Genomic DNA, 22045 nt, shown 5'->3' on the forward strand with positions numbered 1-22045 from the left:
TTAAGATACATCCTTTTGGTTTCTGTGCAAAAGATTAAAAAACGTTGTTTTCTTCTCATGTTTATGCCGTTTGCGCTTTTTCGCTGGGGCCTCTGAACCATGATAATAGTAATAGTAATAATATTCACTGGTTTTCAGGTCGGCCTTATTGAGCACTGCGCCAAGGATTTTGGCCCCTACTTTATCCAGCTGCTCTTTAGCACGCTGCGCATAATCTCTATTTACCTCTGCCGAAGCGACTACTAAAATGACACCGTCAACTTCCTGGGCAAGAATGGCTGCATCGGTCACGGCAACTATGGGAGGGGTGTCAATTAAAATAATATCAAACTGTCCGCTGACCTCTTCGATCAATCGTTTCATGCGCTTGGAACCGACAAGCTCGGCTGGATTCGGAGGAATAGGGCCTCCTGTCAGAACCATGATCCCGGGCACAGAGCTTTCCTGGATAAAGGTATCCAACTCATACTCCTGAACCAAGGCCATGGACAGTCCGCGGCTATTGTCCAGGCCAAAGAGTTTATGCTGTGTAGGATTACGCAGATCGGCATCGATGATGAGCACAGATTTGCCTGTCTGAGCCATACTAACCGCAAGGTTGGCTACGGTTGAAGACTTTCCTTCCCGTGGACCGGCACTGGTAATCATTATCTTCTTCGTTTCAGAATCCACGCTGGTAAATTGAACATTCGTTCTAAAGGTTCGGAAAGCCTCCGAAACCGGAGACTTTGCCTGCTCAACGGTGATTAAGGAATATGTCATGATGCTCTTCCCCTCTTAGCCTTTTTTTCAATATCATATCTTGGAATAACACCCAGTACCGGAATCCCCAGAAGATTTTCTATATCGTCGGAGGTTTTGACCGTGTTATCCAGAAATTCCAATACTAAGGCCAGCCCAACAGCAGCCATTAAGCCAACGACAAAAGCTATCAGAACGTTAAGCTTCTTATTTGGTTTAACCGGCTTATCGGGGGGGACAGCTTTATCTACGATGCTGACACTGTCAACCTTCTTAATCTCAATGACCGCTTTGGAAAAATCAGCTGCTAAATCGTTAGCGATCTTAGCTGCCAGTTCAGGATCAGTATTCGTGACCCCGATTTCCAAAACTTCCGTGTCCTTTACCTGATTGACATCTATCAAGGCATCCAATTGTTCCGCTTCCAACGGTAAGTGTAAATCCTGAATAACATTCTCTTCAACGGTGCGGCTTTTGGCAATCGTCGCATACGTTCTCGCCAGTTGTTGATTAGCCAGCAAAACGTTATTATCCAGCATTTGGGCAGCAGCTTGTCCTTCTTCGGCGGCCTTTTTCCCAACAATTAAGGTTGTGGAAGCTTGATACGTCGGTTTAATAATCAGGAAGCTGATAATACCACTAGTCAAAGCGGCAATAAGAGGTAAGGTTATTACAATCAGCCAGCGTTTTTTGATTACTTCCCAGTACTGCCGAAGGTCTATTTCTTCTTCCATGTGATCCTCCCGATTAATTCAGACTAGTCTAAACATAGTAGTATTCTCGTTGATTTGTGATTTTCCTCTCTAATTGGATAATTATTCTTCTAAAGTAAAATTATATGGTTAACTTTTATGGTTTCCCAGTTTAATCGTGAAGGTCAATTCGTCACTGTCCTGATAGCCATCTTTCGTTATCTTTCCTTTAAAGACGACATTTCCTGTTCCAAGAAAACTTCTTAAGGACTTAAGAGATAAGCCATTTTCTCCCTTGCCTAACCCTCCCAGCAAATCACCCGTTGTGACTACCCCGCTGCTGTCAATCGCTGCACTGATACTGCTGTTAAGCAGTTCCACTCCGCTGGATAGGCGGATGGATTCAATGACCAATTTAGGAGACGATTGATTGGCAGTAATTTTTAATCCCGTAAAAACAACACTATCGCTGGTTCCAGTAAAATCGAAGGTATTATCACTTGTAACTTGCCGGGTCACATTGTCACTTGCGAGAGCGTAAACAGATGTCACAGTTAGTTTGTTTGAGTCCGTGGGGGGCGTGGGCTGTGTTGGTGTTGTTGATGTTGTTGTCGGAGCTGCACCCCCGCCTGATGTCGGCGTCGTGGTGATCTCGCCTGGAGTAGGAGTCACCGGTGTTATCTGCCCATTAACTTTTCCTCCGCCGCCAACAAGGGAACCGGTGGAACCGATGTCCAAATTGCCTATCGTTGCAGTGCTGGGAACTATAATCTCAGCCTTGGCCAAACTCTTCATAGTTTCAACGGCGGAATTTGCTGCTAAAGTCACGTTCCCTTGGGTGGTCATTTCAACATTCTTAAAACTGCCGTCTAAAGTCACCGTTTGCTTCGGATTCTCTGGACTGATAACGACGGAAGGTATCACCGCGTCCGACGCTGCTTTAAGATTAACTTCTCCAGAGACTGTTACCGGCTGAGTAAAAGTCCCCCTCAGTTCTACGACAGGGCTCTGGTCTGGGGGGCTTTGAATAGCCAGCGTACCCAAATTTGCTCCGTCCGCCTCTATAATGGCGGAAGACCGGACAACAATATTATTGATAGTCGTAGTTCCTGCAGCTTCGACGTGGACATTTTTGCTGCTGTCAACTGTGAGACGTTCTGTAGAAGTGTTCTTTAGAAGAATGCTGTTTTGAGCCCCGGAGAGAATAACAATATTGGCAGCGGTTACACCATCTAAAGCGGCTGTGCCATTGTCTCCAGGATCCAGGAAAACAGTTCCTTGAACATTTACGTTGCTGAGAGTGATATTATCTCCTTTGACATAAATACTGTAGTCGGCTTTGGCATTGCTCAGCGTTACATTGCTGCCTGTTATTTGAATATTATCCGTCAGCTCCTGGGGCTTTGCAGGATCTTTCGAACCCAGCGTCTCATTGTCCGTGGAATACGCTACTGTCGAATTCAAAGAATTTAGCTCAGCTGAAGGGACAACTGCTTCTCCGCCTAAGACAACCATATCTTGAGTGGAGATCATAGATTTCACAAAATTCTTAGTCCCACTATCTAATGAACTATTTACCAGCAGGATAGGTGCATGGTCAGCCGCGGCCAGAGAAACGCCGGCTAAAGCGTCAACCAAGGTTTCACCATTGGCGACATAAACCTTATTATTCCTGTAGTCCCCTGCCATATCTTTCAGAATCTGAAGGTTGGTATCATATTTCGTTTGACCAAAGTAACGGTTTACTTTACCGGGTAATTGGTTGGCTACCGTATCAGAAACTACTGCAGTACCGCCGATTACGTCGGATTCTGTAACATTAGTCTTAATACTGTCCAAATACGTTTTTACCGAGTCGGGAAGTTGGGACTGGGTCGTCGTCAGAATCGGAATACCCTGAGCCGCTGCAATAGAAGCTATGGAAAGGGCATCCGACGGGCTTAACCAACCCGCAGTGACCATAACTCGGGAAATGGGAACCCCCTGCTGGGCTATTTCTTTAGCTATGTTTACCGAAGTTTCATATTGATCGTTTCCACCCAGTTGAACGGGCGTTATCCCCATACCCTTAATTTCCTCAATGACAGAGGGCTTTATGACAGCAGAACCACTGGTTATATAAACGTTTTGCGGTTTTAACCGGAGTAATTCTGATTTAGCATACGAATTTAATTGCTGCCCGTTATCTGTTAAAAGAATTGGTGCTTTCAAGCTCGCGGCCAAGGGTCCTGCAGCAAGAGCATCAACAAGATTATTTTTCAGTCCCGTCGAGAGAACGACACTCGCACAGGTACCCGTCCAACCCTTTTGCGAAATCAAAGCTGCAGTCTCGTATTGGTTGGCCCCGCCGATTCTTGTAACGGCACTTGGACCATTGGCGGTCGCTGCGTTGGCGGCTAAAGGGGATAGAGTCGATGATAAAGCCACAACTGTGGCGATACATCCTTTTATCAATCGTTGTTTTGTGCTTCTTTTCAAGTTATGTCCTCCTCTTTTTACTTCTTTTCTTAAGTGTCACTCTGAGGAAATCCAGATGTAATTCGCCGCCGAATATGGATATTCCTCTATTTTAACCCATAATTTTAGTTACTTTCCATATTGTTCATTTTCTTTCTTAACGAGTAACAGAGAGTTGGAAATCCAACTCTCTGTTACGACTATACTCAGAATAGGAATTAGACTGAAAACGTTAACGACATTTGCTCATTAATTTACCTGAACCGTTATGAACAATACGGCGTTACTGCTACCTGGAGTGCTTCCATGCTTATAGGCAGAAATAATTGTCGTTCCGGCACTTATGGCATTGATCTGTGGTTTGCCGGTGGACGTTGAGATTGTTATGGTAGCTGCAGCTGGATTACTGCTGTACCAATCGACCAGACCCGCCAGGTTAATCCAGCTTGTATCGACGCCTTTGACACTGATATCAAACTCCTTACTTTGTCCAACCGATAATTGAGTTGGAATTGTGCAAGTAATTTGAGATCGGATGGCAGCCAGGACGACTGCTTTCTCAGCGGCGTTAGATGGATCAATGATGGTTCCGAGCTGACGTTGGGCTTGTACTAACATATCAATATTCCAGCCAAGTGCCGGAAGCTTCGTAGCAAAGGTTGAATATTGACTGTTACTATTCGCAGCGTCTCTCATTGCTTCCTTAGTCCAGGCAACCATTTGGTCTTTAATCACTGTGTTGGAGGCACCGATTAGATCAAGTAAACTCGTACTTGAATTTGATATGACCGTAGGGAGTTCATTCTTGGCTGCCAACAAGTAGCCGTAAACTTGGTCCATCGTGAAATCATTGCCGAAAAGAGCCCTGAATGTTGCGTGATTCTCAGACTTAAACTTATTGAGATTGGCCTCGAATGTATCCCTGTCATCTGAATACTGTACCGTGCTCATGTCCTTCACAAACTGAATTAGCGCTGTTTTAGCTGTTCCTGCATCCGCAAAGCGAGCAGTTACCTGAGGCGTAAGAAGAGGATTTACTACACTGTCCCAGCGCTGATCGGTAACCGGAAGGGCATTAAGGGCATTTCTGGCACTCTTCAGTGAAGCTTTCTCTGCTTCACTCAGGTTGGCATACATGCTCATGACATCATCAATCAATTGATCTTCTGCTGCTGAAGATGCAGCATTAATGACAATCGTATAGGTTGTGGTTTTCCCGTCATACGTGATCGTCAACGTTTGAATGGCTGACGGGGTGGTACTGTCAAAACCTGTGACATTATTGACTGTTATCGGCTCAACTTTCGTGCTGCCGTCGCTGTAAGTTCCTGTGACGACAAGGCCTGAAATGTCCAGGCTCTCTCCCACTTTATAAACAAGTTTTGTCGCCGGTGTAGTAATGGAAATGCTTTCCAAGACAGCAACAGGAGCCGGTTTAACGGTGATGGTGTACGTTGCCGTTTTACCGCCAACAGTAATGGTCAAGGTTTCGCTGGCAACCGGAACCGAGCTGTCAAAACCGGTCACATTCTGAAGGGTGATGGTTTCCGTTTTAGTACTGCCGTCACTATAATTTCCTGTCACAACTAAGCCGGAAATGTCCAGGGGTTCTCCGACATAATAGACCGTCTTTGTTGCAGGAGCAGTGATGGTGATGCTGTTCAGAACGACTGGGGCCGCTTGGATTTGAACTGTATAGGTTGTGGTTTTACCCTCTATAGTGATGGTCAAAGTTTGGCTGGCAACAGGGCTTGAGCTGTCAAAGCCTGAGACATTCGCCGCTGTTACATTCATAACCTTCTTACTGCCGTCACTATAATTTCCAGTCACGACTAAACCGTTAATATCCAGCGCGTCACCTACGGTGTAAACCAACTTAGTGGCCGGTGTTGTAATGCTGATGCTTACCAATACAATAGGATTTTTGGTAAACACTAAGGGTTTAGCGGCACTGGCCGGGAAGTTGGCAGTTGCTGCCAATCGTACCAGTACAGTTACATTCCCGCTGAGGTTCGGAGGAGTAACCGAGCTATACCTGAGATAAGTTGTCCCCCCATCGAGACTGTACTCCATGGTACTGTCAATACCTACAATGACATTGTTCGCATCATCAGCACTGACATTAGGCGCTGCAGGTGCCCCATTGGCAGGAATAGAAATTGTAATCGGAGAGCCCTGAATGCTGCCGACTTTCGTGGACGTTGGCGATGCACTTAAGGTGAGAACTAAATTTTGCTCTTTAGCTGTTTTTGTTACCGGTGTAAACGTGAACACGCCATTTGCATAATTCAAGTTTCCCAGAGTATAAGGAGTATTATTCAGCGCAGCTGAGAGGCTGAAATCAGCTTTCGTCAGAGAAGCTGAACCATTGCCGCTGAAGGTCAATGTTAACTGTCCATTTGTGGCACTCAGTCCTTTGACGTCAACGACTCTCTTTACACTTTGTGTTGCTGTGGAGGTCCATTTAGCCTTGTCAGTCGCCTTCACCGTTATTGTGTTATTGCCCAAACTTAAGGGGATATTGGAAAGGACAAAGTTCCCGGCAGTTTGCCCGCTCAATGTTGCGATTGGCGCTGCAGCATCGTTTACAAAAACTGCAACATCCGCCGTTTCATCCAAGGTCCCTTGCACTTGAATTGAATCCGACTCTGTCGGATTTGCTCCAACGGTACACGTTAAAACTGGAGCCTTCTTGTCAATGCTGAACGTCAAAGACTGATTGGCAATTTTAATTGCCCCATCTGAAGTGACTTTCAGAGCCATGGCAATAAAGGCATAGGTATGCTGACTATCTTGATTACAGTGTGCAGTTTCGCTGCCGCCGGCTGCGCCAAGATTCCAGGCATTTGTTACAACGTTGTCTACCGTTTCGGTTAAGAATACCTGTTGAGAACTCGAAGCAGTAACGGTCACGTTTTGATCTTCCGTATAGGTTTGACCATTGCTGACGGCACTGAAACTCAGTAAGGGACTGCTGCTGTCCATGGTGAAGGTGACGGTTTTTGTCGTTGTATTTCCGGCCAAATCCGTAATAGATGCTGTTAAAGTATGCAGTCCTTCATTGGCAGCACTGTAAGTATAGGCGCCATTTGAACTGTTTGCCGTCTGGAGCGCACCGTCAATCTTAACCACTGGAGTTTGATTTTCATCGGACGTGACAACAATACTCAAGTCATTTGCATAGACCCCTCCGTCACTAACTCCAACGACATTCAAATTCGGAGATATGGTATCTTTCCGAACGATAAATGATTGGCTGGCTTCGTTGCCGAAGGAATCAATGGCATCAATAACAAAGTTGTTGTTGCCTTCACCAGGCAAATTGAGGGTTAACGAAGTATTGCCATTCTTCTGACCTACAGACTGGCCATTGACAAAGACTTCCGCATTCTCAGAGAGTTTGAAATCAAGCACAACTTTTTCTGTATTGGTGACAAAAATGTCTCCATCTTTGGCAACATACCCTTTCAACGAGACTGAACTAAACACCGGAGGTGCAGTATCCACGTTAAAGGTTTTTCTGAGAGTTGTGCTGTTTTCAGCACTGTCTTCAGCGGTAATTTTTACTTTGTGCTGTCCATCCGCCAGATTTAGGGGAATATTAAAGGATTTCCCTTGAACATAGTTAGTCACCAGATCCGGTTGAGAAACGCCGTCAATTTCCACCTTTGTAATTGTTGCAGCAGGATCGAGGTCACTGACGGTACCTTCTAACTTCATCTCTCCTGCTTGTTTTGCAGCAGCATTGATCTGGATCAATGTGTTAGTGTTCGTAAAGTTAATTACAGGCGGTGTGCCGTCTAAAGCGGCCTGGTAATCGGAGAAGTTTTTCGTCTTCAGCCAGACATAGCCGGTATCAGACAGATAGTACCCTTCATCAACCACCATGGCGTTAGGATCGAAAGCACCGCTTGTCGTGCTGTGAATTACGATCGGCGCACCGATTGTTCCATCTTCACTGATATGGAAGAGGGTAACGCCCTTTAATCCCACTCCAACTAAAATCTTCAGGGTGACAGGATTGATCGGTTTTTCGCTGAAGTTGAAAGACAAGGAGCCGCCAAGCAATTTATACGTAGAATCCCCGGCAAAGGTTCCTGTACGTACTGTCATCTGGATTGCACTTCCAGTTGTGCTTCCCGTTTGACTAAAGGCATTGGCAGGAATGTCCAGCATAGCATTCTCACTAACTTGGACATTGCTTTGTGCCACAGCGGGCGGAATATAGTTGGAAGTCAAAGCCCCATTCCCTACATTTCCAGCCATATCAGTAGCGCTTAGATATAAGCCATTTGCTCCAACTTGCGGCGAAGGCGTCGTGATGACATAATTTCCGGCAGCATCCGGACCGGTAATATTTCCGGCCGAAATAGTTGTTCCATTATAGGTCGCAGTTAAACTCTTAACAGCTTCATTAACAGAGACACTGTAATGTGTGTCATCGACTATAGTTACCGCAAGAACAGGAGGTGTGCTGTCCAGCTTCAGGGTATAATCCTGCGGACTACTCTCATTACCGGCATAATCTACGGTAACAAGTGTCAAAGAATTTAGACCTTCAGTTAATGGAACACCGTTGACACTGAACGTGCCGTCTTGGGCAACGGTTCCTTCAGCCAAATCGACACCGTCTTTGCGAACAATAACAGTAGTGTCAAAGGGGTTTGCATCTCCGGCAGCCGCGGAAACCGTTCCGGTAATATTTACAATTCCCGTCCGGACGGTACTTCCTGCCACAGGCGACGTTACCACAGGTGCAGAAGGTACTACACTATCGTAGTCAAAATCAAATGACATTAGACTGCTGAGATTCCCCGCTTGATCCTGAACTTGATAGGTTAGTCTGTTATGTCCCTGAAGCAGCTGATTGCCGCTAAGCGTGACAGTCCCTGAGTTATTAGTTTTTGGAGAGTTTTGGTTAAGAGTATACGTAATGGTTTCGCCGGCAGCAGCTTGTAATTGAATTGTTAAGTTTGCTGCTTTGAAGTATCCATTTTGTCCATCGGGTGCAGCAGGATTTGTGATCAGGCTTACATCCGGTGGGGTGTTGTCCAGGATGATTGGTTGTGCCCAGGCAGATTTCTGCACATTCCCGGCTTTGTCCTTGGCAGTAATATTAAGCACGAGGTTGTCCAAATCTCCGCCGCCCGCGCTCCAGGTTCCTGTGAAGGTTCCATCCCCGTTCGCGGTCAAAGGAATGTCCCCGCTTATGGATCCAGACGGTGAATCAATACTGAAGCTCTGATTTTGCAATTTAGCATCCGTAATTGTTGCAGTTACGGTGACAGTATTTCCCGCTCGAACATAAAGGGGTGCATTTAAGTCAGCTGATTGACCATCTTTGGCAACGCCGCTTAAGGTTACGGTTGGTGCAGATCGATCGACTGTGAACTGAATCGTCCTGGAATAGGACTGCCCTTGATATTGAGTCGTAACGATCAGCATATGGTCTCCGTCCCTTGTCGGAGCCGAGCCTGAGCTGAAACTGTTACCATCCAATGTGGCAGTCGTCGCATCGGTTAGGAGGGTCTCGCCAGCGTAGGCAGAGAAAGTGATTGTTGGCAGATAGTTGAGATACTGACCTTCAGTGACACCCGTTATGGTATTCGTTACCTTAAGTTTATCAATGCTGAAGCTGATCTGTTTCGTAGTCACGTTGCCGGCTGAGTCAGCTGCGGTAATGACAACAGTATAGTCTGTTACAGCATTGTCTGCGCCGCTAAAGGGATATTGGCCATTAGGCGGTAACGGTATCTCATCGTTTTTATTTATTTTTAGAGACGTGTTACCTTCAGAAGCGTTCACTTTCATCGTGACATCATCTCGGTAAGTAGTCCCATCTGTAATGCCAGTAACGGTAACTACAGGCGGGGTCTTATCAATGACAAACCTAATGAGCGGCGAAGTTCCTACATGAAAAGCTCCATCCGTCGTGGAGACTTGGAGGGTGTATGCCCCTTCGCCGGATATCGCATCTCCAATCGCGTAGGGAACTGTGGTGCCATCCTTTGTAAGAACGGTCTGAGCGTTTGCTTTTAAAAGCGATTGACTGGCTACCGTATCGGTAAAGTTGATAACCGGAGTCACTGAGGTATTATAGCTTTTTCCATCTTGAACTCCTGTTACAGTTACCGTTGGGGCAGTTTTATCAATCCAAAACTGTATTGTTTTGTGGCTTGCAGCGCTCACATAGCTGGGATTCAGGGCATCTATGCTAATGGTATATTTGCCCTCTGTTGTCAACACAGGGATAGGATCACCTTGATGATAAACACCCTGTGCCTGGGGTCCTGTAAGGGTGGCTGTATAGGTGTAGTTAGCAAGATTGTTGCCGCCGTTTAAGGTGATCGCCGGACTAGCGCTCTCCAGAGCAGCACCATCTGTTACTCCGGCAATCGTAATATCCGGAGAAGTAGTGTCCCAATCGATCGTAAAGCGTACGGTCGCCGACCCGATATTTCCTGCAGCATCTTGCACCGATGCTGTCACAGTATGTTGTCCGGGTTGTGTAATCGCTTGGCTGATGTCGAAAGGATTGCCGTCTAACAACACACTTGCACTTGCTGCAGCGGGCAGAGATATTCCGCTGTACGTAACGCTCAAGGACACTCCTGAATTTTGAATTATACTGTTGTCGGTTACGCCGTTTATTTGTACTACTGGAGAGGTTTTGTTAATAGTAAAGGAGAGATTAACCGATTGTGTTCCTGAAGTTATGGTCAGAGCATGTACCCCTTCACTCGCAATCGTCTTAGAGGCCACACCGGATCCAGTTACATCAGGGACACCTGTTTCCTTAATCGTAATCGGTTGATTATCACACATCGCTGTAACGGTGACTTCATGATTGATCACCGCTCCATCAGTGATACCGCTGACGATCAAAGCGCCTTCGGCAAATGTCGTAGCAGTAGCCAAACCGGAATTCAACGAATTGCCTTCCGCATTATAGGCAACCACATAATAACTGTGTGTGCTTTGATAATCCAAACCGGTATCGGTATATCCCGTGGTAGTACTCGGGATGTTATCCTGAATTGGATTAGGATTATCATCACGATATAGTCTGTAACCCTCGGCGCCCTCCGAGGCACTCCAGTGGATATTAATTGATGTTCCGCTGACTGGAGTTGCGGAAATAGAACTTGGGGCTGCTGGCGGGGCCGATTTAATTGTTACATCAAAATTAGCCGTGCAGCCATTTATGGTGACCGTTAAGGTAATTGCACCGGCTGTGGTACTGTTAAAACCAGTAATGTTATCCGATGTAACATCTATTTGGCTTTCCGTACCATTATTGTAAAGTCCCGTAACAACTAAACCTCTGATATCAAAATCATCACCTACAATGTAAGTTGTCTTAGTAGGCAGATGGTCGATCCGTATGCCCGTAAGCACTGGTGGTAAGGCCACAATTTTAATCGTGTAGGAAGTCGTCTTCCCATTAACCGTAATCGTGAGTGTTTGACTATCAACAGCCCTGCTGCTGTCAAATCCAGAAACATTCGCCGCAGTGATGGGTTCCTGTTTCTGTGTGCCGTCACTATAAGTCCCGGTCACAACTAAACCTGTGAGGTCCAGGTCTTCTCCGACATTATAAGTCAGCTTCGCGGCCGGACTGGTGATGGCTATGCTTTGTAACTCGGCTGGGGCCGGGTTAATCGTAATCTTAAAGGTGGTTGTTTTCCCATTAACCGTGATCGTCAGAACCTGGTTTGCTGCCGGGGCAGAACTGTCAAAACCCGTGACATTGGCCGCAGTAACAGCTATCTGTCGCTGGGCACCGTCACTGTATGTTCCCGTAACAACCAAACCTGTGAGATCCAGTGGTTCACCTACGGTGTAGGTCAGCTTTGCGGGAGGAGTGGTAACGGCAATGCTGTTCAGTACAACTGCAGATGATCCTCCGCCTCCGCCGCCACCGCCTCCACCGCCTCCGGTTGTGCCTACATTTCCGCCTCCGGTTGTCGTGGAACCGGTCGTTCCCGGATCAAAATGCGTAATAGATGAGGTTGGAGGAACTGTGATTTTGGCAGTATCCTTAGTAACCATGTTTTTCACGCTGCTATTGCTGCCCAGGACAACATTTGCTTTGGTATTTACCGTAACAGCGTCAAAGTTGCCTTTCAGTGTCACCGTCTCTTCCGGATTGTCTGTCACTACCTCAAGGTTAGCTATCTTAGCGCCCGCTGCTGCAGTGACTGTTACTCCGCCCCCTACCTCGATAGCATCTGTAAAGGTCCCGATTAACTCGACGACGGGAGCAGCTCCGGGTGATTGAGACGAATACGTAATTCTAATCATACCAAAGGAACCGTCCGAAGCTTCAAAACTTGCTGATGCTGAGGATTCAGTCCGTGTGATATTAGTACCTCCGGAGGCTACAATATGCACATTGGGACTGTTGCTCTGGTTACTTAATAATTCTGCGATGACGTCCACCAAGTTTATACTGTGCTCGCCGCCAGATAAAACTACGATGTTCGCAGCCTTGACGTTTTTTAAGGTTGCGCTGCCATTGTCTCCGGGATCTAAGAAAATTGTTCCATTAACTGTTACATTAGTCAGGCTGACATTGTCGCCTTGGACGTAAATACTGTAATCAGTCTTGACATTTTTAACAGTTGCCTTGTTCCCAGTTACTCTAAGGATACCTGACAGCTGCTCTATGTTTGCAGGGTCTTCTGAGCCAATAGTTGAACCGTCTTGACTTAATGTTATAGAAGGTGCAAGCTCCTCCAAAACATTAGCAGGAACAACTGCTTTTCCTCCCAGGCCAATAACGTTGGATGACAGGTTAGCCAAGGCATAGTTTTTGCTTGCTTCCGGCAATGTTTTGCCGGTTAAAAGAATCACAGAATCGTTTTTAACAGCTAAGGGCGCGCCTGCCAAAGCATCGACCAGAGTATCACCATTGGCTACATAGGTATATTTGTTCTTGCCTGCTCCTGTAAAGTTTTTCAGGACATCAATATTTGTGTCATATTGCGTCTGTCCGGAGTACCGTTCGACTGTTCCTGGAATTTGAGCTTTCACAGCATCATTGATTACTGCTGTTCCTCCGATTACATAAGTTTTCGAAAGATTACCCTTTATTCCATTTAAATAGTCTGAGACATAGCTCGACAAGGAAGCACCGCTGGTGTAAAGAATCGGCATACCTTGAGCACCCGCAATAGGTGCAATTGACAATGCATCTGAACCTGCTCCGCCTGTTAAAACTACTTTCCCTATTTTCACTCCTTGATTTGCCATTTCTTTGGCAATATTCACGGAGGTCTCTGAAGCATCATAACCGCCTAGGGATACGACGTCGGTAACAGTCGGCACAGACTTAACTGCGTCAATGACACTTTGTTGAATAACCGCTAAACCGCTGGTAATATAGACTTTCTTGACTTTCAGGCGATTTAGTTCCTCTAAGGCATTTTTATTTAAGGCATTGCCTTCCGTTAACAAAATTGGAGCATTAAGTTTCGCTGCTAATGGTCCCGCGGCTAAGGCATCCATAAGATTTCTGGACATGCCGGCAGCTAAAATAGCGCAGTCCGAAGTTCCTGTCCACCCATTCTCGGCAATCTTGGCCGCTGTTTCATATTGGTCGAGACCATAGATGCTGGGGGGACCTGAAGCAGACTGAGTTACTGGTGCCGCTGCTGCCATTAATGGTGATATTGCATTAGCTAAGGTAAACCAAACAGCTAAACCAACACTTAGCAGCTTTCGTTTAGGTTTGTGCACTAAACCATCTCCTCTCTTTGAATTTAGATTTACCTTCTGATTTTCGACACCATACTAAAAATTGAATAAACGCGTTACCCTCCTTTCAGCAAAAAAACAAATAAGAATAAAGATATGTTGTAATCTTGTAAGTAAATAATCAGAGGCAAATCTACATGGTTATTTTCTCCTTTAATATTGTAAATTCCTGCCTGCAATTTAACAGATGAACTATAAACGTACTATTAATTTTAATTTATGTCTTGTAATATCTACATTATTTTTGCATTTCAACATATTCCACAATTATCTTAGCATATTTTATGAATATAATTGCTAATAACCAATGTTTAATGTTAATTTTCTAATTTAGTAGTATATTCGACATGTTCTACGAATCAGTATCGTTTATTGCCGAATCCCGAAAAAGATCACAGCAGCTATAAACTTACAGACTTTAATGGTTTCAAGGCCTGTACCAAAATTTGTTAGGCCTCTCATTTGAGTCTCCAATTTGTTCACCTAATCGTTAAATCAAGGGGATGTGTAGAAACTTAACATTAAAAATCAAAAGTGGGTTCAAATAGCGAAAGGCGATCTCGCTTCACTGGTATTGTGGAGCGAGATCGCCTTAAATTGAATGTATTCATAGTTCGCCATTCATATGCTTTCCTGAGCAACAAAAAAGCCCTGCTATTTTAGCAAAGGCTTTTTCCCAAATTTTATACTTATTTTGTTTCATACCCTTCCGCTTCCGTCACAAGTTGGACAGGGCGCCGTATAGCGCACGGCTAAGGTCTGACCGACCTTCTTGCGGGTCATTTCCACCAAGCCAAGCTGAGTCAGTCCTAAAACCTGAGACTTTGTTTTATCTATGGCACAAGCCGCTTCTAAGGCTTCAATCACCTGCTGCTGATTTTCTTTCGCTTCCATATCAATAAAGTCAATAATAATAATTCCGCCCAGATTTCTCAGCCGCAGCTGCCGGGCAATCTCCCGAGCCGCTTCCAGGTTGGTATGAACGACAGTCTCCTCCAGAGAACGCTGCCCGACATATTTTCCTGTATTCACATCGATAACACTTAAGGCCTCTGTTTGCTGAATGATTAAATATCCGCCGCTTTTTAACCATACTTTCGAACGCAGGGCCTTACGGATTTCATCGTCAACCCCGTAACGGACAAACAAGTTCTCACCCGGCATAACAAAGATCCGCTTGGCAGCCGGATGTTCTATTTCCCGCAAAGCCTGACGCAAGATCTCAGCCGTTTCCTCCTGATCGACGGTAATCTTCTCCACATCCTGATCAATCCAATCCCGAACTAAACGTGAAACCAGATCAACATCCTTATGTACTAATCCCGGGACAGAGACATGGGGAATTTTATGTTCCAGAGCCTGCCAAGCCGTCACCAGATGACCAATATCTTCAGCAATATCCTCACCATCAATTCCTACTGCCAAGGTGCGAACAATCACACCCATTCCTTCAGGTTTGACCTTCTCCGCCAAATCCTTCAACCTTGCCCGTTCCTGCGCATCGGTAATCTTCCGCGACACCCCGACATAACTCACCTGAGGAAGAAGAACAACATACCTCCCCGGCAGCGTCAAGTTAACACTAATCCGGGCCCCCTTCGTGCCCACAGGTTCTTTAGTAATCTGAAGCAAAAGTTCCTGACGAGGCTTTACGATGTTCTCAATCCGCTCTTTAATCACCGAAGAACCCTTTTCCTCATCCTCAAAACGAGAAGGGGAAGGAATAGCATCACCAACATAGAGAAAAGCATTCTTCTCCAAGCCAACATCAACAAAAGCCGCCTGCATCCCGGGCAAAACATTCTCCACCCGCCCCCGGTAAATATTCCCCACCAAATGGGAAGAATCACCCTCATCCTCAAAGACATCCATCAATTCACCATGCTCAAACACAGCCGCCCGAATCCTTTGAGATTTAGATTTCGTTAATTGTTCACTTTGAAGAACCAGTTCCTTCTTACAGCCCCCCGAGCTTTCAAGTTTCATAGATTGATTACACCTCCCCAAGAAAACTTGCGTTACAACGCTCACCGTCATGATCTCGTGGGCCACTCTATCAAAGAGGCTCCCTCTTGTAAGCGCAAGTTCTAAGCTAATTCTGCCCCCAGCGTCTCTAATAGGAATACAAGCAAGAATGCCAGGTCGCCATCCGAGCTACAGCGAGGGGCGCGATCACCGGCGTGAAACCTTTGCGGGAGCCGCTTGCCAAAAACTCGGCTTTAAATTCGCTTGCATACAGCAGGGCGGGAAACAGGACGTTTCCCGCCGGCCTTGCGACAGGACGTCGCATAGGCCGGGCACCCTGCCCTCTTCCATCAAGAATTTAAAGCCCTAGTTTGGCCGGCTCACGCATGGTTGAACAAGGTGACGCGCCACTCGCTCCCCAGCAGGACCCGCAACACAGCCCACTACTCAGCGAGCCCCAATAGGAATACCCAAACGTTGCGCGCCCAAGCTTCAGAGCGAGGGGCGCGATCACCGGCGTGAAACCTCTGCGGGAGCCGCTCGCCAAACTCGGCTTTAAATTCTCATGCATCCGGCAGGGCGGGAAACAGGACGTTTCCCGCCGGCCTTGCGTCAAGGATGACGCATAGGCCGGGAACCCTGCCCTCTTCCATCAAGAATTTAAAGCCCTAGTTTGGCCGGCTCACGCATGGCTGAACAAGGTGACGCGCCACTCGCTCCCCAGCAGGACCCGCAACACAGCCCACTACTCAGCGAGCAACTCAAACGGCGAACTCTTCTGCCCCTGATAACTCACATGCACACCCGTCCTCTTAACCCGCAAATTATCCAAATCAAGCGGCAAATTCTCCAACTCCCGGAGACTGCCCAGAACTTCCTCCGGCCGAACGCTGCCCGCGTTCCCCATCTCAACTTCCAATTCAAAGACAACCTCATCACCCTGAATATTCCCCGTTAAACTCTTCACCCAAGGCCGAATATCCTTATCGGTCGGTCCCTTCTTCGAATAGCGGGAAAACGTCACATGCTCCCGAGCCAGCCAGGCCTGCAGCCCTTCTTGGAGTCGATCCTCCTGAATCGGCAGAGCCATAGGAACACGCATCCGGTAACTCGCCGCATTCAAAACAGCCATCAACGGTTTGGCTCCCGTCGTCAGAACTTGGCCTTCCAGAAGCCGGATTCCCGAAGGCAATTGTTCCTGAATACGTCCTAAGACATCTCCCAGCTCCAGTCCCCGTTCCAGATCAATATCCACATATTCCCGTTCCCCTTCTGTTCCCACCGCTAAAGCAAAACCGAAGGAGATTTTGGGCCGGGGATTAAAACCTTCTGTATAAACCATTCTAATCCCTGCCCGCCGAATTGCCCGCTCAAAGACCCGAGTTAAATCGAGATGAGCAATAAACTTAGCATCTTCTTTTTTGGTATAGGCGATTCTTAGCCGCATGGCACTCACCCTTTCAAATCAATCTGAACTCCTCTGCCCGGGCAAATACCACACCCAGTGCAGACATCATACCGACAATCAATGGTTCTCGCTTCCTGCAGCGCCCGATGATGCTCTTCAACCAAGAATTGTTTCGTTACACCACTTTCTAAATGGTCCCAAGGCAGGATATCATCATAATCCATAGCCCTGTTGGCATAAAACTTAGGATCGATGTCCAGTTCCTTAAATCCTTCCATCCAAGTCTCTTGGTCAAAATGTTCAGACCAACCATCAAAACGGCAGCCATGTTTGTACGCCCATTCCAAAAGCGGAGCTAAGCGCCGGTCTCCCTTGGCAAAAACGGCTTCCATATAGCTGGTCTCCATGTCATGGTAATTATATTTTATGCGCCGATCCCTAAGTTTCTCTTTAAGATATTTCTGTTTCAGCTTAACGGAAAGATGTGACTCCTGAGGTTCCCACTGAAAAGGGGTATGCGCTTTAGGAACAAAAATACTGGTCGAAACCGTCACATTCACATTGCGACGCCCATTCTGAGTTCCCAGATTAGCTACTTTTTTAGCCAAATCTGCAATCCCGTCAATGTCTTCCTGGGTTTCCGTAGGCAGTCCCATCATAAAGTAAAGCTTAATGTTGGACCAGCCTTTTTGGAAAGCAGCCTCTACGGCGGCCAGCAGGTTTTCCTCGGTAACGCCTTTGTTAATCACATTGCGCAAACGCTGAGATCCGGCTTCCGGAGCAAACGTCAAACCTGATTTGCGGCTTTTTTGGATGGACTCAGCGAGATCCACATCAAAAGAGTCAACTCTCAGAGAAGGCAGGGAAACCCCCACTCCTTCACAGCTATGCTTTTCCATAATGGACTGAATCGTCGGCTGAATACAGGTATAATCTCCACTGGAAAGTGACGTCAAAGCAATTTCATCATACCCTGTGGAGCGTACCAGTTCCTCCGTCTGTTTAAGGAGAGTTTCTGTCGATCTCTCCCGTACAGGCCGATAAATCATGCCCGCTTGACAGAAACGACAGCCCCGGGAACAACCGCGCATGACTTCCAGCATCATCCTGTCATGAACAATTTCCATATAAGGGACAATAGGTTTCGTCGGGAAAAAGGCTTTGTCGAAGTCTTCCACGATGGCCTTTTCTACGACAGCCGGAACACCGGGCTCCGCCTTAATCTCCTCAATCCGTCCGTCCGGCTTATAGGATACATGGTAGAAATCCGGAACATAAACCCCTTGGACTTGGGCCACTCGCAGCAAAAACTCCCGGCGCGGCAGAGGGTGTTTCTTCTGCTCAGCAATCAGACGCAGCACTTCCGGCAATTGCTCTTCGCTTTCACCCAGTAAAAAGAAATCAACAAATCCGACCAGAGGTTCAGGATTAAAAGCACACGGTCCCCCGGCAATAATCCAGGGATCCTCCTCTTTACGTTCTTCACAGCGCAGAGGAATACCTGCTAAATCAAGCATATTAAGAATGTTGGTAAAACTCATTTCATACTGCAGTGTAAAGCCGATAACATCAAAGGCTTGCAGCGGCTGAAAGGATTCGAGGGTATAAAGAGGAAGCTTCTTTTGCCGCAGCATTTCCTCCATATCCACCCAGGGAGCAAAAACCCTTTCACAGAGAAACTCCGGAAACGAATTTACCAAATGGTAAAGAATCTTAGTTCCCAGATGGGACATTCCTACTTCATAGACATCCGGGAAAGCAAAAGCCATGTGCACCTCTGTTTTATCCCAGTCCTTTTTTATCGCGTTCCATTCCGAACCCAGGTAACGGCTTGGTTTCAAAACTTTAGGCAAAAACATTTCTACCTGCCGGCGAAGCTCCGCCGCAGTAAGTTCACTCATGATTTTAGTGAAGCCTCCTTGTACTCCTTTGTGAACTTACATTATATCACAGATTGTACAAAATACCCAATATTCTGTCCAAGTTCCCTGAGGTTTCCAGAAACCCTTAATCAGCTGATCTTTTTGTCCAGCTTGCCCACAGGAAAACGAATTCCTTCTCTCAACATGCCCTCTAAGACATCCGTTTCTGTCAGAATCTTTTCCAGATCCATTCCTTCCTTTGTCAAACTAATGAGAGTATAACGATCTGGGGTAAATTCCTCAACAATGCGTACTAAGGGAGTATTGGGCTGGACAGTGAGCCATTTGCTGCGCATAAGTCCCTTCTTGAGCAATTCCTCCTTCTTATGGGTTAACTGCCGGAGAAAGGTGATATGCGCGGCTGAAATTTCCTTGCTGCCTGCCAGCCAGAAAAATCCCCCCAGGATTATGAAGGTCAAAGGGCCTTCAGAAAACTGTCCCTTACTCAAGAGAAAGATGCCATAAAGAGTCAGCAGAACGCCCAGCCCTTTCCCTGCCCAGGCCAGGAACTTCGTCGTCCGCACAAAACCGAAAGCATCCGCCCAAAGAGCCCGCATAATCCGCCCGCCGTCCAGAGGCAGGACAGGAAACAAGTTAAACACTGCCAGCCAAAGATTATAGCGCACAAAATCATCCGCAAAGTCTCCTGTCCAAATCCCCTGCCACCTTAAGCCTTGGGCAGCAAAGACAAGAACGATATTAAAGGCCGGACCGGCCAGAGCCATGATACTCTCCTCGATTTTTCGCCCCTCGAAAAGATCGTCACAATAGGCTGCACCGCCAAAGGGGAAAAGCTCCAGACCGACGACTCTGAAACCATAGGCCCGAGCCGTTAAAAGGTGGCTCAACTCATGGCCTAGGACCAAAGCAAAGATGAGAAGAGCCTGGGCTGCAAGACCCAGGACTCCATAAATCGCCAAAAAAAGAAAGAACGTCGGATGGATTCGCAGGCTTATCCCAAAAACTTTAAAAAGCTCCATAGTTAAATCCGCTCCCCTAATTTTTAGACTGAGGTGGAATCAAGTAGGGTATTGGATCAAGGGGTTTGTTGTTCTTGCGCAGTTCGAAGTGCAGCCAAGGCTTCTTCAGAGGAGCCGATAAACCAACCGTCCCCAGAACACCTCCCCGGTTGATCCGTTGACCTTTTTTCACATAAACTGTCCCCAGATTTCCGAGCACCGTCGTCCATCCGTCACCTAAATCTGCCTTCACGATATTCCCCAATTGCGGATCACTGCCCACAAAGGTCACGACTCCGTCGGCAGGCGCAGCCACAGGGGCTCCCAAGGAGCTGAGAACGTCAATGCCTTGATGGACTGTACCGGCAGCATTCGTTCCGTCATCACCTTTAATCCCAAATTTAGCCATCACCTGCCCGGAAATGGGCGGCAGAAACTGCCCTAACATCTTGGCATCAACAGGAACGCTCTTATTGCTGACTCCACTGAGAGACAAGGCATCTTTGGCCATTCCGTTCAGACTGTCATAATAATTTCCCGAGTCCATGGCGCTGCGGTAGAGACCGTGGACCATTTGCGAGATGCTGTCCGTGCCATTAGCACTGAAGAAAACCAGAAGAAATAACATAGCTGCGATAAGTGTCTGTTTCTGGATTCCGTTCCAATGCTTAAACATATCTACCCAGGTTTCCCTGGGCGATGGCCGCTGCCTACGGGGATTGTAATTACGGCTCCCCGCTCTTCCCTGTCCTCTTTCTTTGCCAACCTCTTGGATCGCTCGTTCCCATTCCCAATCATCCCAACGTTCAAAAGGATTCATACTGCAGGCCTCACTTTACCGTTGATCGCTAGGACCAAGCTCGTACTAGTTCTTTACTAGTCTATGAAAGGGCAAAAAAAATAGAACTCCTAAGAGTTCTATTTTTGATTCACTCAGAACATTAGCCTTTGACTCCTGAGATTGATGCTCAGCAGCAGTCCGACGGCCGCCATATTGGACCACATGGCACTTCCGCCAAAGCTTATCAGCGGTAAAGGGATGCCGGTTACAGGCATAATCCCCGAAGTCATCCCAACATTGACTAAGATATGGAAGGTAAACATGGAGATGATTCCTGTCCCGACCAGCATCCCATAAGGTCCTCGAGCTTTCATGGCAATACTGACACTGCGGAGAATAAAGATCAGGAAAATGAAGAGCAAGGTCACCGTACCGATAAAGCCAAATTCTTCACCAACAACGGAAAAAATAAAATCCGTATGATGTTCGGGGAGAAAATTCAGCTGCCCCTGCGTTCCCATGCGATACCCTTTACCCCAGAACCCCCCCGAACCAATAGCCCAGATAGACTGAATAATATGGTAACCGTCACCTGTGGTATCTGCCGCCGGATTCACGAAAATCGTCAGCCGCTTTAACTGATAGTCCTGCATGGGGAGCGGAAGTCCTTGAGCCCAATGCAGCCACCAAGGGAGGTCCGTCGCGAAGTGAAGCCAGAGAGCAACCGCCACTATACAGACACCGCCCAATAACAAACCGCCGAATTTATAGGGATTCGCTCCGGCAACAAACATCATACCGATGAAAATCGCCGCAAAAACCAGAGTGGTTCCCAAGTCAGGCTGTTTAAATATCAAAAGCATGGGGATTAAAACAAAGAGAAAGGGCGGAATAAAATCCTTGAAATTATTCAGTTTTCCTTGTCGTTCCGCTAAAAAGTCCGCCAGGGTAAGGATAATGAAAATCTTAGCGAATTCCGAAGGTTGGATCGTAATCGTTGAGGTGATGGGTATCCAACGCGTCGCTCCTTTGGCGCTGGAACCAAATAGAATTACCGCTCCGAGCAAAGCGAGATTCAACCCGTAAATCCACCAGCGAAAATGCCGCCATTTCTGATAATCAATGGAAGCCAGAACGATCGCGATCACAATCCCGCTGGCAATCCAAACCGCTTGGGCTTTGACATAATGCATCGGGTCCGCCTTGTCCACATTAATAGAAGCGGTGCTGAGGATAAATAAGCTCGCTGCTAAAAGCAGGAATGTAAAAACCACAAATAACAGATCTACGTTTCTATATACACGTTTATCCACAAAAATTGTCCCCTTCAGTTAACATCCTTAACCATTATATCACAACTC

At 46.8% G+C, this 22045-nt stretch carries 10 protein-coding genes; all 10 read right to left on the reverse strand.

Features of this window, described 5'->3' with window-relative positions; translation table 11 throughout:
- The 10 genes from DEAC_RS10600 to rodA all read right to left on the reverse strand — a co-directional run bounded on the left by DEAC_RS10600 (position 1) and on the right by rodA (position 21997).
- On the reverse strand, positions 1-762 hold the full coding sequence (locus tag DEAC_RS10600) for a CpsD/CapB family tyrosine-protein kinase (RefSeq protein ID WP_047810015.1): 762 nt from the start codon (positions 760-762) through the stop codon (positions 1-3).
- Positions 759-1475: a YveK family protein gene (locus DEAC_RS10605; RefSeq protein WP_047810016.1), complete on the reverse strand. Its 717-nt coding sequence runs from the start codon at positions 1473-1475 to the stop codon at positions 759-761. The genes DEAC_RS10600 and DEAC_RS10605 overlap by 4 nt, the downstream gene beginning before the upstream one ends.
- 108 nt (positions 1476-1583) lie before the next feature.
- Positions 1584-3911 (reverse strand): cell wall-binding repeat-containing protein, encoded by a 2328-nt coding sequence (locus tag DEAC_RS10610; RefSeq protein WP_047810017.1) that lies wholly within the window; start codon positions 3909-3911, stop codon positions 1584-1586.
- 228 nt (positions 3912-4139) lie between these two features.
- The gene (locus DEAC_RS10615) at positions 4140-13631 is read right to left on the reverse strand and encodes a DUF4073 domain-containing protein (RefSeq protein ID WP_047810018.1); all 9492 of its coding nucleotides are present in this window, start codon (positions 13629-13631) and stop codon (positions 4140-4142) included.
- Positions 13632-14348: 717 nt separating this feature from the next.
- On the reverse strand, positions 14349-15635 hold the full coding sequence (locus DEAC_RS10620) for an Rne/Rng family ribonuclease (protein ID WP_047810019.1): 1287 nt from the start codon (positions 15633-15635) through the stop codon (positions 14349-14351).
- 724 nt (positions 15636-16359) lie between these two features.
- Positions 16360-17061 carry a TIGR03936 family radical SAM-associated protein gene (locus DEAC_RS10625; protein ID WP_047810070.1) on the reverse strand — a complete coding sequence of 234 codons (702 nt, stop codon included), beginning with the start codon at positions 17059-17061 and terminating at the stop codon, positions 16360-16362.
- Positions 17062-17066: 5 nt separating this feature from the next.
- Positions 17067-18923, reverse strand: a complete 1857-nt coding sequence (locus DEAC_RS10630; RefSeq protein ID WP_047810020.1) for a TIGR03960 family B12-binding radical SAM protein — start codon at positions 18921-18923, stop codon at positions 17067-17069.
- A 110-nt stretch (positions 18924-19033) separates the two neighbouring features.
- Positions 19034-19924, reverse strand: coding sequence for a M50 family metallopeptidase (locus DEAC_RS10635; protein WP_047810021.1), 891 nt, complete (start codon positions 19922-19924; stop codon positions 19034-19036).
- A 16-nt stretch (positions 19925-19940) separates the two neighbouring features.
- Positions 19941-20723, reverse strand: a complete 783-nt coding sequence (locus DEAC_RS10640) for a murein hydrolase activator EnvC family protein (protein WP_047810022.1) — start codon at positions 20721-20723, stop codon at positions 19941-19943.
- A 113-nt stretch (positions 20724-20836) separates the two neighbouring features.
- Positions 20837-21997, reverse strand: a complete 1161-nt coding sequence (rodA, locus tag DEAC_RS10645) for a rod shape-determining protein RodA (RefSeq protein WP_047810023.1) — start codon at positions 21995-21997, stop codon at positions 20837-20839.
- Positions 21998-22045: the final 48 nt, after the last annotated feature.

The organism is Desulfosporosinus acididurans (assembly GCF_001029285.1).
GTDB classification, from domain to species: Bacteria; Bacillota; Desulfitobacteriia; order Desulfitobacteriales; family Desulfitobacteriaceae; genus Desulfosporosinus; species Desulfosporosinus acididurans.

Coding starts and splice junctions, on each gene's coding strand:
- DEAC_RS10600 (WP_047810015.1), bottom strand. CDS start 762: ATGACATATTCCTTAATCACCGTTGAGCAGGCAAAGTCTCCGGTTTCG.
- DEAC_RS10640 (WP_047810022.1), bottom strand. CDS start 20,723: ATGAATCCTTTTGAACGTTGGGATGATTGGGAATGGGAACGAGCGATC.
- DEAC_RS10605 (WP_047810016.1), bottom strand. CDS start 1,475: ATGGAAGAAGAAATAGACCTTCGGCAGTACTGGGAAGTAATCAAAAAA.
- DEAC_RS10630 (WP_047810020.1), bottom strand. CDS start 18,923: ATGAGTGAACTTACTGCGGCGGAGCTTCGCCGGCAGGTAGAAATGTTT.
- DEAC_RS10635 (WP_047810021.1), bottom strand. CDS start 19,924: ATGGAGCTTTTTAAAGTTTTTGGGATAAGCCTGCGAATCCATCCGACG.
- DEAC_RS10620 (WP_047810019.1), bottom strand. CDS start 15,635: ATGAAACTTGAAAGCTCGGGGGGCTGTAAGAAGGAACTGGTTCTTCAA.
- DEAC_RS10625 (WP_047810070.1), bottom strand. CDS start 17,061: ATGCGGCTAAGAATCGCCTATACCAAAAAAGAAGATGCTAAGTTTATT.